Source organism: Patiriisocius sp. Uisw_047, assembly GCF_047730165.1.
In the GTDB taxonomy this organism is placed as follows: Bacteria; Bacteroidota; Bacteroidia; order Flavobacteriales; family Flavobacteriaceae; genus Patiriisocius.
The window spans coordinates 1,836,761-1,851,313 of record NZ_CP159834.1; the positions used below are offsets into that span (position 1 = coordinate 1,836,761).

Here is a 14,553-nt window from a genome sequence, read left to right on the forward strand (position 1 = left end):
CATATTGATTTTTATAAGTTTGCTTAACAATTTCTTCACCATATGGTTGTGACGCTGCAATTATTGTAACCGGAATCGAAATGTTTTTTTAAATTTTCTCTAAGATCTAATTTAAGGTAATCTGTATATCCATAAACATAAGTTTTTCGGTCAGATTCGAGTATCCAGTTTTAATTTTTTCTTGAGCTGATTCTTTAAGGCTCATACTTTTCGCCATTGCTGGAGCAGTTTGCTCAAAGGCTACATCATTTATTGCTAGTTGTTGATTGTTATATGGACTTTCATAAATCAAGTTTTCAGGGTTGAAATTAGGAATCATCAATGCACCAGAAGCAGTAAGCGCATCAATTAGTATGATTTTAGAAAGTTTTAAATCGTTTTTTGCAGCAAGCCAAGTGGCAATTGTTCCGCCCAAACTAGGTCCAATTATGGTAGCATTTTGTAAATCGTTTTTTAAGATATAGTTTTTTAGAGACTCGTTGACTTTAGGTAACCAAGGGAATTCGATTGGTTCTTTTTTTCCAAAACCAGCTAAAGTTACTATGTGACATTCATAATTCTTTTCCAATTCTTTTACTAGTGGATTCCAAATGTCTCTAGGAACTGTAAAGCCAGGAATTAATGCTATAGGTTTATCTTTTCCTGTAACTTCTACACTGATAGGTTGACCTTCATTCTTTGCATAAATTGATGAAGAAAATACGAATAAGACACACAATAAAATAAAATTTTTCATTGTTTTTAAGTTTTGATTTCCTTTTAGATGCGGTAATCAAAGAATGTTACATTTTATTTTAAAAGTGACATCTAATCAGATCCATTTATTCTTCGATAATGGTTGGTCTAAATGTTGCACAACGTTTAATGTATGGTGTCGAAGTATCCCAAAGGGTGCTATGCACTATACATAGTGTTAGCATTTCGTTATTTCTTCTTTTATATCATTCGCTTTTATAACACGAACTATCCATCCAATGCATTTTTCTATTGGATCTATGTCTTGTATCTATTTTTTAATATCGTTAAATGCCATAACTTTAATTCGATGACCAGTGGTTTCAGTTAGCCTTGGTTTTCTGACTTATTTTTTCTCAATATCATTAATATGGTGCTCTAAAGCTTTAACTGAAATTTGAATTTCCCAAATTAAAAAAGCCAAAGAAAGTATTAATAACAGAAGCGCTAAACCAAATATCCAAACAGCAATAGTATGCTGCTGTATGAAAATTAAGAACATAGTAAGTACACAAAATAGCAAACTGGTAATACCAAAAATCTGCATAGAGCGGGTTAGATATAAGCGGTGTTTAATATTTTTAATTTGAGCTATTAAGACAGAATCCTTTTCCTTTTGATACTTATCATGCAAGTTCCGTATAATAGCTGCATAAGCCAAAAATCTATTAGTGTAAGCTAACATAATTAAAGATATTGCTGAAAATAATAGAGCGGGAGTTGTTATGTTAAGTTCTTCCATGAATAATGGGTTTTGTGTAAAAAATTAAATTATTAATTCTATTTTATAATCGAGTGATTCTCACACTGGGTTTTTTTGGTATAAAAGTGGATTTTTTCCAAGGTATAGTAATTTGATTTTTATCTCAAATTACTACCTAAAAAATGTAAACTATGTCCCTTTACCATACCTAATGAATGCCAACGTCTAGGCTATGGTTAGTGCGGGATCAAAAGGAACTGTCCTTTCGATTAAGCACTTAGCCAAATCTTTTTATTTTTGTTTTGTTTTTTCATTTATAAAGCCAAATCAAAAGATTTGGCGGACTTGGTTAAAAGCACTAAACTTTGGATTAAGCACAAAACCCGTATTAATTATAGCCATTGTTACCAGCTGACTTATAATTTAGTTTCATATTCTTCTAATTTTTTCCAGATGTCTATAAATTCCTTTATTCCTTCTTTTTTAAGGTCGGTATTGACAATCAAAAGTTTTCCAATTTTAGTTTCAGTGTTGAAAAACATATGGGTTGCGACTCCTGGGTCTCCACCAGTATGACCTATTTGTCCTTGCGCTGAAATACCCATAAAAATACCCATATTATATTCGTCATTATAAGCACTTTCATTTCTTTCATTATAATTTTTATCAGTCAGTTGTGGTCTAAATAGTTCCTTATAACTTTGCTTATTTAAGATGCTACCATTACCATTATTACCTGCAATTAGTTCGGTTAAGTATTTCCCTAAATCAGTAGAAGAAGTAATTAAACCACCATCAGGATAATTAACCAATTGATAAAAAGCTAATTCGGTTTCTTTGTCTTTGTATAATTTAGAATGTTTTGAAAAATCTACTTCAGTAAATGACCAACCAGAATTGGACATTCCTAAAGGTGTAAGAATATGCTCGTTAGTAAATTCGTTAAATGATTGATTGGTTGCCTTTTCTATTACCAAGGCGGCTAATCCCGCGACAACATTTGAATACTCAAATATTGCTCCCGGCTTTGTCTTTAAAAAATTATTTTTCTTATGCCATTTTCCATCTTCACTTAAAATATTCTTTAAAAATTCATCTAGGACCATTTTTTCATTAGGTAAACGAAAATTGCTATTTACTTTAGCTTCCTTATTCTCTGCTTCTTTTAAAATATATCCATTCTTCTCATATCTAGAAGGGTCTTTAATACTAGATGTGTGAGTTGCCAATTGTCGTATTGTAATTTGTTCATTAGGGAAATGTGGATTACTTACTTCGAATGGCAAGTGTTTGTTTATAGGGTCGTCTAAGTTAAGTTTTCCAAGCTCTTGAGCTTTAAGTAATGCAATGCCAATAAAAGTTTTGGAAATAGAAGCAATGTTTTGAACTGTATTATTAGTGTATTTCTTGTTTGTTTTAATGTTAGAATATCCAAACCCTTTTTCGTACAGAATGCCATCTTGATTTACAATAGCCACAGAGAATCCATTAATATATTCTCTTGCGTATATTTTTTCAAGTTCTTCAGTCAATTTTATTAAGGTAGAATCATTAGTCTGACAATAAATTGTATTAACAAAAATATTTAAGATTAACGTTATAATTATTTTTTTCATTTCTATATACGGATTGTCTTGCTTGCTGTAACGTGATTTTGTACGGTTATTGGCGTGTTTAAGCACCTAATTTAGCAAATACAAACCGAATAGAAAATCCGCGAGGATTTTCGTAAGTAGGCTAGAACTGGCAATAAATTATATACAGTGTTGGCATTAGTTTTTTGCAAATTCAATTAACTGTTTGAAATTGCCATTATCAGCTTCTCTTAATGATTTTATATATTTACTTCTTGTTTCGTTAGCTTTAACCATATTTGATTGATGCCATGAAAATATTTTATTCCCAAATATTGATTCCATAATAATGTCAGCCATCATTCTAGAGTGTCTTCCATTTCCATTAGGAAAACAATGAATGGATACGATGCGATGTTTAAATCTTATAGCTATTTCTTCAGGTGAAAAAGTTTTGTTTTCTATCCAATATTTAGTGTCGTCCAATAAATTTTTTAATTCAATCCCAATTTGCGTCCACGGAATTCCAATGTTTTTTTCGGTCTTTCTAAATTCGCCTGCCCATTTCCATACATCACCATACATTCTTTTATGTAAGTCTTTTACAAACTTTTCCATTAACATTTTTTCAAGTTTGAATTTTGTATGAATAGTCCATTCGACTGCTTTTTCAATGTTCAATTGCTCAAATTCATCCAGTTCTCCTTGAGTAGTAATAGACTTTATTTTAAGACCTTCCTTTTCTTCTTCATCTAAAGGTGTTTGTCCATCTTTATAATCGAATTCTAATCCCATAATGATTTTTTCATCTCTCCTTTTATTTCATTAGCAAGTTCCTTTATGGTTTTAGCTATCTTTTCATCTCCAATTCCTTGGTCCTCTAATTTCATATTTTGGTTGGTTCTTAAAACTATTTTTCGGGCCAGTTTTTCAGCCTTTAAGTTTACTAGGCTGTCAATGGTCCCATCTTTTGGAATAAAACCATAGACAAATTTCATATTCAAAGCATTACCAACATCCTTTAATTTATTGATGGTTATCTGACCTGTAGCTTCACGTTCCTCGATTTTTTGTATTGCTCCTTTAGTTAAGTTAAGTTTGGCCCCTAATTGGTCCCTCGTCATATTAAGAGTGGTTCTAATAGTATTTACCCATCCTTTTTGAGGGACCAGGACCATACCTGCATCTTTAAAATTCCCTAATTTTTGGTCCAGTTGTTCTATGAGCAGTTTTTTCTTGTTTCTCATTTGTTAATATTTTTATACATATAAGTATATAAATTAAACCAAAAGTATACAAATACATATAAAAAAACAAATAAAAGAATACTTATATGTATCTTTTAAGAATTAAAATCATACAAATACGTATGTTTAAGTTTGTGTAAAAGGTTCTGATTTAATTAACGCCAACGTAGTATTTGTGTATTAGTAGTAGCGAGTTTTAGCACACTACTTGTTCGGAAAGAAATTTATAAAATAAAAAAGAATAGCGACTTGAGGTATACCTCAGCCGCTATTACTTATGCACTTTGTTAGCAAACGTTATTCTTTAACAATCTTTGTATTGATGATGTCATTATATTGACCGAAAACTCTCAGGAGATAGATTCCAGACTGATAATTGGCAATATTAAGAGAGTATATATCAGCATTCAAATCCGTTTTAAAAATTAGACTACCGGTCATATTATAAAGTTCTATTTTTAAAAGCTGATCTTTATTTGAACTTATATTTATAAAATCATTTGATGGATTTGGATATAAACTTATGGAGGATTCTAAATCAATTGTAGGAATTGATAACACTGTTGATAAGTCGAATACCCTTACATGACCTGAAAAGTTACCATTACCATCATTAGATTTGCCGCCAATAGCCACAATACTTCCATCAGCCGAAATATCTACCGAATAGCCTGATTCATCAGAAGCAGCCTCTCCGTTAATATCTTCGCCCATTTGTGTCCAAACTCCACCTAAATTTTGAAAAATTCTAACATGGCCCGAATTAAATCCATTGCCATCATTCCATACAGCGCCAATAGCAATAATATTTCCGCTTGCGGACAGCGCTAACGACCAGCCAGAATAATCTTCACTCGCTTCCCCATTTATATCTTCACCTATTTGTGTCCAGACGCCTCCTATATTTTCAAAAATTCGTACCTGTCCCGAATTTTGTCCATTAGCATTGTCGCCCAATGCACTTATTGCCACTATATTTCCAACTTCAGACAATGCAACTCTAAAACCTGAACTCTCAAATTCCGTCTCACCATTAATATCTCCACCCAACTGTGTCCATGTCCCACCTATATTTTCATATATTTTAACCTCACCTGTATTTGTGCCATTCTCATCATTTTGCTTGGCTCCTATGGCTACTATATTTCCCTCCCCATTTAATGCTACTGAATTACCTAGTTGCTCTTGTTCCTGTTCCCCTTCAATATCTTGACCTATTTTTATCCAAGCCCCACCTACATTTTCAAAAACTTTAACATATCCAGTATTCTCACTATTTCCATCGCCACGCGGCGCTCCTATAGCTATTATACTGCCATCGTTTGATAATGATATACTAGTAGCTGATAAATCTTGAAAATTTTCGCCTTCAATATCTTCACCTATTTGTGTCCACGTACCAGATATATTTTCATATATCTCCACTTGACCCCTCCAGGAATTATTCAAATCAGAACCAATGGCAACGATACTACCATCTGCAGATAGTGCCAATGACCATCCTGACCGATCGTTTGGGGCCTCTCCGGCAATATCTTCACCTATTTTTGTCCACGTACCGTCTACATTTTCATATACTCTTACATGACCGGATCTATTACCACCATCATCATTTTCAATAGCACCAATAGCTACGATGTTACCATTTGCGGAGGTAGCTACTGTATGACCCGACAAGTCATCTGTATTTTCTCCATCTATGTCATTACCTATTTGTACTTGACTATAGCCTGTTAATCCCAATGTTAGTATTGCGATTGATAAAATAATTTTTTTCATGACATTTTTTTTATTAGCTGCAAAAATGAGAAAATTGACAAAAATAGAATTCACGCCTGAGTGTGAAAAACCGATAAAACCGATAAAAACAATGATAATTATGAAATTTAAGTAGCCGTACTTGAATTATTTGAAATTTTAATTCCTTCTAACAACAATGAAATCTTTTTGTATTTAGATTCTTTAATATTGAAATACTCATACATCCTGCGAAGCGAAGAACCAATTCCATCCACACTCATAAAAACTTTCTCAGCGATTTCTTTATTGGTAATTACGGGATTTTCCAATAATACATTTAATACTGTCCAATCGGTTTCATTTAATTTTCTGTTAATAGCATGCTCAATTTTTTCTCTAACCAATTCAAACTTATTAGAATCTACTATTAATCCCTTATTTGCATTGTTTTTAAGCTTCTCTATTTCATTTAATAGTAATTCTCGTTTTGCTTGATTTTTTTTGATTTTAGATTTAAAATAGAATACGATACAAAAAATTAATAGGGAAGAAGTTATTAGTATAACAAACGTTCTTTTAAGTTGTGAGACTTTGAGTACTGCTTTTTCATTTTCATTTTCAAGTTTATTTTCATAAACTTTAAGTTCAAAGTCATTTTTCACCGCTTCACTTACTACAGCAAAATTATTTTTTTCTTGTTGAATACTATCCCTGTAAACAGTGTATTTTTCATACATATTAAGTGATAAATCAAACTTGCTTTGAGATTTGTAACACTTATATAGGAGCTCATATAAATCTCTGTTAAATTCTTTAAAGGTGTCTGAAGGAAGATTTACTAATATTGACTCCCCTCTCTTTAATGCTTCATCTACATCTGTTTCAAAATAAATTTTCGCAATAGTAATTTCAGCATTAATAATTCCACTTTTTATATCAAGTTCTTTATTTAGGGCTAGGTTTTTATTAGCATAGTCATTCGCTTTTTCCAGTTGATTTAGTTTAAGGTATATACTAGCAAGCACAGCATAACAATCAGCAATAAAAAATTGTTCGTTTTTTACTTGAAGTATTTTTAGGCCTTTTTCATAATCGGTCTTAGCGTCTAGGTACAGCCCATTTTCAAAATTAGTCCAGCCCATGTTAATAAATATGATAGCAGTACTTCTATCTTCAAACCCTCTTTTATTTAAAATAGAAAGCGCTTTTTCATAATACTCTAATGCTATATCATAATTGTTAATGGTTAGAAAGACACTCCCTAAGCTAGTTAACATATGAGATTCTCCATCCGAGTTATTTAATTCTTGGTATATCTTTAATGCCTTGGAAAAATGTTCTGTTGCTTGTTTATAATTTTGTCTGTAAACAAAAATATTTCCCATATTACCCATTATTTTAGCTTGTAAAATTGGATCATTTAGTCGTTTAGCTAAGTTTTCAGCTTCGGTGTAAGCTTCCATAGCAATATCATAGTTTCCTTTTAGTCTATGTATATTTCCCTTTCTTTTAGTTGCACGATACAGTTGTAACGTTGCGTTTTTTTCATTTGCTAATTCATAGTGATAATCAAGAGCTACAAGTGTAGAATCTGGTTTTATTTGATTGTTAATTTCGTAATATTCTTCTAAAGCATTGAATCTAATAGAGTCAGATTTTTTTTCATCTTTCCAGGTGTTTTTTAAAGAATCAATTTGAGAATAACCATTGGAGAAACTTATGCACACTATGAGAAAAAATATTATTTTAAAATTTGGTTTTTTCAAATTAAAGGTTTTAATGCTTGCCAGCGTGTTCGTGTATGGTTAGTTGCGTTGGCTAGGTCTAAATTAGTAAAAGAAAACGAACCAGAGGAAAATCCGTAGGATTTTCCGAGTACACACAGAACGAGCAATTAATTATACACGTTGTTGTAGTACGTTTTTCTTTCAGTCAAATATATGTTCTTCATAGTCTTCCCACCATTTTTCTATATCAACTTTAGGATTTCTACAGATGTACAATGGTATTCCGTTTTCTTCACCAATGGCATATTTATGAGTTATCATTTTTACTAATTCTACATTCTCAAAAACATATTCTACAGATGGTTTTTCATTTCCCAAACTTATCCAAACAGTTGCCTCTTTATTATCAAAACCCCATTGCCAAAAACTTCCGTGTCTGCTAATTGGATTTGGAAGATTATACTTTTTTCCTAATATTTTCAGAGCTCCTGCCTCTCCATAATTTTCTGCCCAAAGGACACAGTTCTCTTTCTCTTTAGGTGTCAATGTTTTATAAACACTATCCACTAATTTCACTTGTTCTTCCCATCCAAACATATCGGCATAATCTCCAGTTAGCTCTATTCGGCCATTTTCTTCTTTTAAATCGGCATATTCAACATATTTTTCAATTGGTAAAATTGGTGTAAGTTCAGGAATAAAATAAATTGATGGAATTAAAACAATGGTAGCAACGACATAAATTAAAATTGGCTTTTTCTTAAGTAATGATTCTAATACAACTGAACCACTTGCAAATAAAACTGGATAAATAGCAAACACATAATAGGCTTTTGAATTTAAGAGCCACATTGTACTAAAAATAATAATAGTTGCTATTCCAATTACGCGATACTTTTTTAGTTTACCCCAAACCAAAAGTGATATTAATCCAAAAATACTGACAATTAAAGTAAAAGGAAAGTTTAACTGTTCTAAACCAAAGTCCATTGGATTTGTGCCATTTAGTTGATTTTCGTTTAAAGCCTGTAAATGTTTTAAAAGGGGAAAGTCATTTTGCGTTTGCCAGATAATATTTGGCAGAAAAATAATTAGTGAAATAGACGCAGAAATGTACAGCCATTTATTTTTATAAATAGTTCCTTTTTTGTAGAAAAATAGACCAATAAAAAGCCCAAAAGCCCATACTAGTATTGTGTACTTGTTCATTAAACCTAATCCTAAAGTAATTCCCAATAAAATTAAAAACTTTTTGTTTTGTGAGTTTATAAACTTGATTATGAAATAAAATCCTAATGTCCAGAATAATTGGTCGAATGCAACAGGTTGGAATAAAGTATGATTTCGGTAAAAGGGTAGAAATGCTAGTATACATATTCCAGATAGTAAAACAGCCTTTGATTTTCCGCCAAGTTCTTTTGCTATAAAACAACATAGGATTAGAATTCCAATACCTGCTAATGTTGGAAAAAGCCTAACTCCTAAAAGTGAATAATCAAAAAACCAATAAGATAACTTTCCGAGAAGAGCAATAAAAGGAGGGAACTCCATAAATCCCCAATCAAAATGTTCACTTACTGATAAATGAAGTAATTCATCACGATGGAAGCCATAATTCCGATTTCCAAACCATTGAATTATTAATTTGATAATGGATAAAACTAGAATTATTGGTAAATATTTTTTCATTGATTGATGATGATTTCAAATGCACTACAACGGTTTTGTATATGATTAGTGACGTCTACGGCGTGCTTGTCGGCTGTGAACGTCGGACGCATCGGCAAAGCCGCTTGTTCGGAACTATCCGAAACACTAAGTTAAGAATTTTATCGAGATCGTCTTCTTATTCACTGTCATAAGACATTAATTATATACGTTGTTAGCCTTTCGTTATTTATTGTTACTGTTGATAAATATTCAATAGAGGATTTAAAAAATTGGCGTTTTTTATATTGTTTTAATTTAACTATCTTTAAAACAGATAGTTATAGAGAATTTAATCGATGATTGGCTTTACAATTTGGCTGCCTCAAACTATTACTTTTTTCATATTTATTCTAAATTAACTAATAATTTACTTGTTATGAATTATACACGATCCTCTGCTTGTTTTGTTTTAATCGTTGCTAATGTTTTTTCGCAGTCACCCCAAGTAATTGAGACAAGTCCCGTTTCTCAATCTTTGATAATGGCTCCGAGCGATCCAATCCTTATCACCTTCGATCAACCTCTCAATGAGGCAACGATTACGCCTAATACGTTTCAGGTTTACGGGCGATGGTCGGGTCCCATGGATGGCATTTATAGTTTTACAGCTAACTCAACTGTAGTCAAATTCACACCTATTAGAGACTTTTTCTATGGTGAATCGATTAGAGTAGGATTATCAAGCGGTGTTCAGAATATGGCAGGTATGCCACTTACAAATGGATATGGCTTCAGCTATTGGACAAAATCATTACCAGCTTCACTCGATCTAGAGCTCGTAGGGCAGATCGATATGAGAGAGCCAGGGGAAGGTCATATAACATGCTATGGGGCCTATGCCGGTGATGTCAATGATGATGAATTTTCTGACCTGGTAGTCATTACCGAAGATTCAGACGACATACGCGTATTACTCAGTGATGGCTCTAATGATTATGAACCATTTATAATTTTTGAATTACCCCCAGGCCAAGGACCCAGTACGAATGCAGGAGCTGATTTTAATCATGATGGTTTGATTGATATAGCCATAGGTAGTACATATGCAGATCAAGTGAACGTACTGTTTGGAGATGCCACAACTATTTTTGGAAGTGAATTCAACTATCAAACCGGTGAAGGGGTTCGGGGGCTAACTGTTGCTGACTTCAACGGGGATGGCTGGGAGGATATCGCTACAGCCAACCGTTACGCAAGTACGATATCTATTCTCATGAATGATGGAACAGGACTTTTTGAGCCGGCGATAAATATCGATTCGGGGTTTGCTGGTGAAACTTCCATAGCTGCAACAGATCTCAATGGTGATGGCTATGTGGATCTACTTGTTGCAACTCATGATAGTAATAATGTGGTGAGTTTATTGAACGATGGAACAGGAAACTTTACGGTATTCGATTCGGTCTCTGTGGGTACTGGTCCTTGGAAGATGGCAATTGGAGATGTAAATGGTGATGGTTTTGTGGATATTGCGATTGCAAACAGGTTTACCGACGACATTTCAATAGTTAGGACGGATGGTTCGGGTGGACTGCAATTTGACGCACAATATATTGTTGGTGATTTCCCAGTAGCCATCGATCTGGGTGATATTGACGGAGATGGTGATCTGGACTTTATTTCTAGTAATGTAAGTGAATCCAATTATGTGCTAATGGAAAATGACGGCTCAGGGTTTTTTGTGAATCCAAGAATTTATCCTACTGTGCCTCAAGGGATGGCTGCATGCGCCACAATCCACGATCGAAATAATGACGGAGCCATGGACATTTCTATGATTGATGAGTCGGAGGATGTTATTTTATTGTATAATAATACCGTTAATCTTGGCAATGACGACCAAGTAGCAGATATGGACTTGGTACTTTATCCAAATCCGTTTAACAATAACATTTATGTGGGCGGCTCCATTATGGGTCCAGTAAAATTGATATTGTATGACATTCAAGGTAGGCAAATACTAACTCAATACATGGGAACAGCGAAACAATTTTATATAGGTGAAATTGGATTATCGGAGGGTATCTACATTACCGAACTATACCACAATGGTAAATCTCAAAACATCAAGATGTATAAAATACCTCAAAATTGATTGCATATTCATTAAAATTTATTCAGATTCATATAAACTGAATTTATTTTCAATCAACATTATTCGAAAGAATTTAATCCTAGCTTGTTGGTTCATTATAATGAAGGCTAACGTTTATGTATAAGATTAGTGGCGTGTTTAATCACCTAATTTTGCAAATAAACACCAGATAGAAAATCCGCGAGGATTTTCGTAAGTAACCGAGAACCAGCAATTAATTATACACGGTGTTGTAACCAGTTTTATTATTCAAGTTTCGAATTAAATCTATCATCAGGTTTTAAATCCAATACTATTTCTTTTAATTCACGTGTCATTTTTCTAATAGGAAAAGTTCTCATATTACCTAATATGATAACAGTTAATCTATCATCAGAATATCTGTGTAGATTAGACATAAAACCATTCATAGTTCCTCCGTGTCTCATTAAAGTACCATTCTTATTGCCTTTTCCTCTTTGATATTCTGTAATGCGAAAACCATAACTATAATTACCAAATTCAGAATTTTCTCCATCAAAAAGTAGAGAAATACTTTTTTCGGATAATAGAGTATTGTTGTATAAGGCTTGATCCCACTTATATAAATCTTCAACAGTTGAGTATATATCTCCTGAGCCTAAGGCATAAGAAACTATATTTTCATCATTTTTAATTCCAAAAGTTGTTTTACGATAACCTTTTGCTCTGTTTTTAGGTTGATTGTGTTTTCTCTCAACTCCAGAATGATTCATTTCTAGTGGTTTGAAGGTTCTTTCTTGAAGAACTTGGGCATATGATTTACCTGTAACCTTTTCGATTGCAATTGCTGATAGTGTATAATTAAGATTAGAATACTGATATTCAGATGCAGGTGTGAATGAGAGCGAAGAAGTGTTTATAATTTTAATAATTTCCTGAGAACTTACATCTTTATCCTCGAAGTCAATGATTCTTTCTAAATGTGGCACAAATCCAGATTGATGTTTTAGAAGAATATGTAGTGTTAAATTTTTCCCTAGGTCTTCTTTGAGTTCAGGAATGTATGTCCTAATAGGTTCGTTTAAATCTAATAATCCATCTTCTACTAATTGTAATACAGAGACGGCTACGAATGATTTTGTTAGAGAACCAATCAAAAATTGGGTTTCTGTAGTGTTTTTTATTTTATTTTCTCTGTTTGAATAACCATAAGCTTTGTTAAAAAGTATTTCTCCATCTTTTGCTACAAGAACAGCTCCTTGATAATCATCATCTTCAATATGATTTTTTAGAGTTGTTTCAATTTTTTTGGATAAACTATCACTATTATTATAATTTTCATTTTTTTTCGAGCTTAAAAAAACTAATATGCTTATTATTAGTAATAAAGAAAATAAAGTCTTTTTCATTGTGTTTAAGTTTTAGAATTAAAAAGAATATTAATCGAGAATTGTTCCATTTTTTTTCAAATTGGTTACAACGGTTTGTGTATGAGTAGTGGTGATTAAAAAGCTCTACTTTTTTGTTAATCTCAAAAGTATAAAAAAAGTGCAAACTTTGAGGTTTGCACTTTCTCAGCCATTACTTATAAACTTTGTTAGCAACTGGCTTTTCTTATTTCATTGTTACGATTACTTTTCCAACAGTTCTGCCACTTTCAAGCTGTAAGTGAGCATCTCCCATCTTTTCAAAAGCAAACGTTTTAGAAATATGCGGTTTTAGAGTTCCACTTTCCAACATATTTTTAAGAGTGTTCATATCGTCTCCATTAGATTGTACTACCGTGAATGAAACATCAACATTGCGTTCTTTTGCTAATTTTAAAACTTCATCAGAGAAGTCAGCTGTTGGCAATGAGATAATTACACCTCCATTTTTTGTAATTTTTATTGAATTGAGTAGAATGTCTCCATTAAACATATCCAATACAAAATCTATATCTGTAAGGATTTCTTCAAATTTTTGTGAACCGTAGTCTATATGTTCATCAGCACCTAGTGATAGTACAAAATCTTTATTTTTAGCAGAACTTGTAGTAATTACATAAGCACCTAATGATTTTGCAATTTGAATAGCAAAATGACCTACACCACCAGAACCAGCATGTATCAAAACACGATCACTTTTTTTAACTCTTGGTTTTAAAGCCTGTAAGGCAGTAACTGCGGCCAAAGTAGTAGCTGCAGCTTCTTCAAATGATATGTTTTTTGGGATTTTAACCAAATGATCTTCAGGAGCTGCCACAAATTCTGCATAAGCATTACCGCTTCCAGGAAAGTTAATCATACCGAATACATTATCTCCAATTTTAAATTTTGTTATATTATTTCCAATTGCAATAATAGTTCCAGAGACGTCCCATCCTATAATAGCTGGTCGTTGCTCACCAGTTAGTGAATTTAGTACGTCTTCGATAGCTCTTGCTTTATAATCTACAGGATTAATGCCTATTGCTTTTACTGAAATAAGTACTTCTTTCTCCTTTGTATCTGGTTTTTTAACGTCTTTAATTAAAAAGTTTTCGACTCCGCCTGTTTTTTCTAATAATATTGCTTTCATGTTTTTTTTATTTTTGTTACTATAATTAGTATAGTTGCAAAAATAAGTATAGTTTTAATCCTTTACAATAACGGTCAGAAAGGATAGTTTAAAATTTATTGAAAATAAAGAATTATGCATCAAATAAAAGGAAAGGAATATCCTTGCTCTGCAAGTGTTACAATGGCATTAATAGGAGGCAAGTGGAAAACGGTAATATTATTTCATTTGATAGAAAAGCCGTTGCGGTATAATGAACTTCGGAAAGGAATGCAAACTGTAACGGAAAGAACACTCAGCCTACAATTAAAGACATTGCAAGAAGATGGGATTATTAAAAGAAAAGTGTTTTCTAAAAAGCCACCTTTAAAAGTGGAGTATTCTTTAACTGAATTTGGGAAAACACTAATTCCTCTTTTGAAATCTATTGCTAACTGGGGGGATTATGTTGTTACAAAATTTTCAAAATAATATTTCACAATTTAGATTTGCTTGTTGCTAACGGTCTTGTGTATGAAACGTA

Annotated in this window: 12 protein-coding genes; 2 read left to right on the forward strand and 10 right to left on the reverse strand. The window is 32.5% G+C overall.

Going from position 1 to position 14,553, the window contains the following annotated elements; translation table 11 throughout:
- Positions 1-106: 106 nt before the first annotated feature.
- From ABXT71_RS08095 to ABXT71_RS08130, 8 genes are all read right to left on the reverse strand, one after another.
- Entirely contained in the window at positions 107-736 is a 630-nt protein-coding gene (locus ABXT71_RS08095) for an alpha/beta fold hydrolase (RefSeq protein ID WP_415370824.1), read from the reverse strand.
- A gap of 345 nt (positions 737-1,081) precedes the next feature.
- Positions 1,082-1,477: a DUF2721 domain-containing protein gene (locus ABXT71_RS08100; RefSeq protein WP_415370825.1), complete on the reverse strand. Its 396-nt coding sequence runs from the start codon at positions 1,475-1,477 to the stop codon at positions 1,082-1,084.
- Positions 1,478-1,854: 377 nt separating this feature from the next.
- Positions 1,855-3,054, reverse strand: a complete 1,200-nt coding sequence (locus tag ABXT71_RS08105; protein ID WP_415370826.1) for a serine hydrolase domain-containing protein — start codon at positions 3,052-3,054, stop codon at positions 1,855-1,857.
- Positions 3,055-3,210: 156 nt separating this feature from the next.
- Positions 3,211-3,807, reverse strand: coding sequence for a mobile mystery protein B (locus ABXT71_RS08110; RefSeq protein ID WP_415370827.1), 597 nt, complete (start codon positions 3,805-3,807; stop codon positions 3,211-3,213).
- The gene (locus ABXT71_RS08115) at positions 3,798-4,259 is read right to left on the reverse strand and encodes a mobile mystery protein A (protein ID WP_415370828.1); all 462 of its coding nucleotides are present in this window, start codon (positions 4,257-4,259) and stop codon (positions 3,798-3,800) included. The genes ABXT71_RS08110 and ABXT71_RS08115 overlap by 10 nt, the downstream gene beginning before the upstream one ends.
- 297 nt (positions 4,260-4,556) lie before the next feature.
- A complete protein-coding gene (locus ABXT71_RS08120) occupies positions 4,557-6,038 on the reverse strand; it encodes a T9SS type A sorting domain-containing protein (protein ID WP_415370829.1) in 1,482 nt (493 codons plus the stop codon).
- A 107-nt stretch (positions 6,039-6,145) separates the two neighbouring features.
- Entirely contained in the window at positions 6,146-7,765 is a 1,620-nt protein-coding gene (locus ABXT71_RS08125; RefSeq protein ID WP_415370830.1) for a tetratricopeptide repeat protein, read from the reverse strand.
- Between the two features lie 162 nt (positions 7,766-7,927).
- Positions 7,928-9,415 (reverse strand): ArnT family glycosyltransferase, encoded by a 1,488-nt coding sequence (locus ABXT71_RS08130; RefSeq protein ID WP_415370831.1) that lies wholly within the window; start codon positions 9,413-9,415, stop codon positions 7,928-7,930.
- 397 nt (positions 9,416-9,812) lie between these two features.
- Between ABXT71_RS08130 and ABXT71_RS08135 the strand changes: the two genes are divergently transcribed.
- Entirely contained in the window at positions 9,813-11,531 is a 1,719-nt protein-coding gene (locus tag ABXT71_RS08135) for an FG-GAP-like repeat-containing protein (protein ID WP_415373085.1), read from the forward strand.
- 245 nt (positions 11,532-11,776) lie between these two features.
- Here the strand turns inward: ABXT71_RS08135 and ABXT71_RS08140 are convergent, their stop codons facing one another.
- A complete protein-coding gene (locus ABXT71_RS08140) occupies positions 11,777-12,901 on the reverse strand; it encodes a serine hydrolase domain-containing protein (protein ID WP_415370832.1) in 1,125 nt (374 codons plus the stop codon).
- Positions 12,902-13,106: 205 nt separating this feature from the next.
- Positions 13,107-14,051 carry an NADP-dependent oxidoreductase gene (locus tag ABXT71_RS08145; protein WP_415370833.1) on the reverse strand — a complete coding sequence of 315 codons (945 nt, stop codon included), beginning with the start codon at positions 14,049-14,051 and terminating at the stop codon, positions 13,107-13,109.
- Positions 14,052-14,165: 114 nt separating this feature from the next.
- Between ABXT71_RS08145 and ABXT71_RS08150 the strand changes: the two genes are divergently transcribed.
- A complete protein-coding gene (locus ABXT71_RS08150) occupies positions 14,166-14,501 on the forward strand; it encodes a winged helix-turn-helix transcriptional regulator (protein WP_415370834.1) in 336 nt (111 codons plus the stop codon).
- Positions 14,502-14,553 lie beyond the last annotated feature (52 nt).

Excerpts from the sequence above, each read along its gene's own strand:
- ABXT71_RS08095 (WP_415370824.1), bottom strand. The coding sequence starts at position 736 with ATGAAAAATTTTATTTTATTGTGTGTCTTATTCGTATTTTCTTCATCA.
- ABXT71_RS08100 (WP_415370825.1), bottom strand. The coding sequence starts at position 1,477 with ATGGAAGAACTTAACATAACAACTCCCGCTCTATTATTTTCAGCAATA.
- ABXT71_RS08105 (WP_415370826.1), bottom strand. The coding sequence starts at position 3,054 with ATGAAAAAAATAATTATAACGTTAATCTTAAATATTTTTGTTAATACA.
- ABXT71_RS08110 (WP_415370827.1), bottom strand. The coding sequence starts at position 3,807 with ATGGGATTAGAATTCGATTATAAAGATGGACAAACACCTTTAGATGAA.
- ABXT71_RS08115 (WP_415370828.1), bottom strand. The coding sequence starts at position 4,259 with ATGAGAAACAAGAAAAAACTGCTCATAGAACAACTGGACCAAAAATTA.
- ABXT71_RS08120 (WP_415370829.1), bottom strand. The coding sequence starts at position 6,038 with ATGAAAAAAATTATTTTATCAATCGCAATACTAACATTGGGATTAACA.
- ABXT71_RS08130 (WP_415370831.1), bottom strand. The coding sequence starts at position 9,415 with ATGAAAAAATATTTACCAATAATTCTAGTTTTATCCATTATCAAATTA.
- ABXT71_RS08135 (WP_415373085.1), top strand. The coding sequence starts at position 9,813 with ATGAATTATACACGATCCTCTGCTTGTTTTGTTTTAATCGTTGCTAAT.
- ABXT71_RS08140 (WP_415370832.1), bottom strand. The coding sequence starts at position 12,901 with ATGAAAAAGACTTTATTTTCTTTATTACTAATAATAAGCATATTAGTT.
- ABXT71_RS08145 (WP_415370833.1), bottom strand. The coding sequence starts at position 14,051 with ATGAAAGCAATATTATTAGAAAAAACAGGCGGAGTCGAAAACTTTTTA.
- ABXT71_RS08150 (WP_415370834.1), top strand. The coding sequence starts at position 14,166 with ATGCATCAAATAAAAGGAAAGGAATATCCTTGCTCTGCAAGTGTTACA.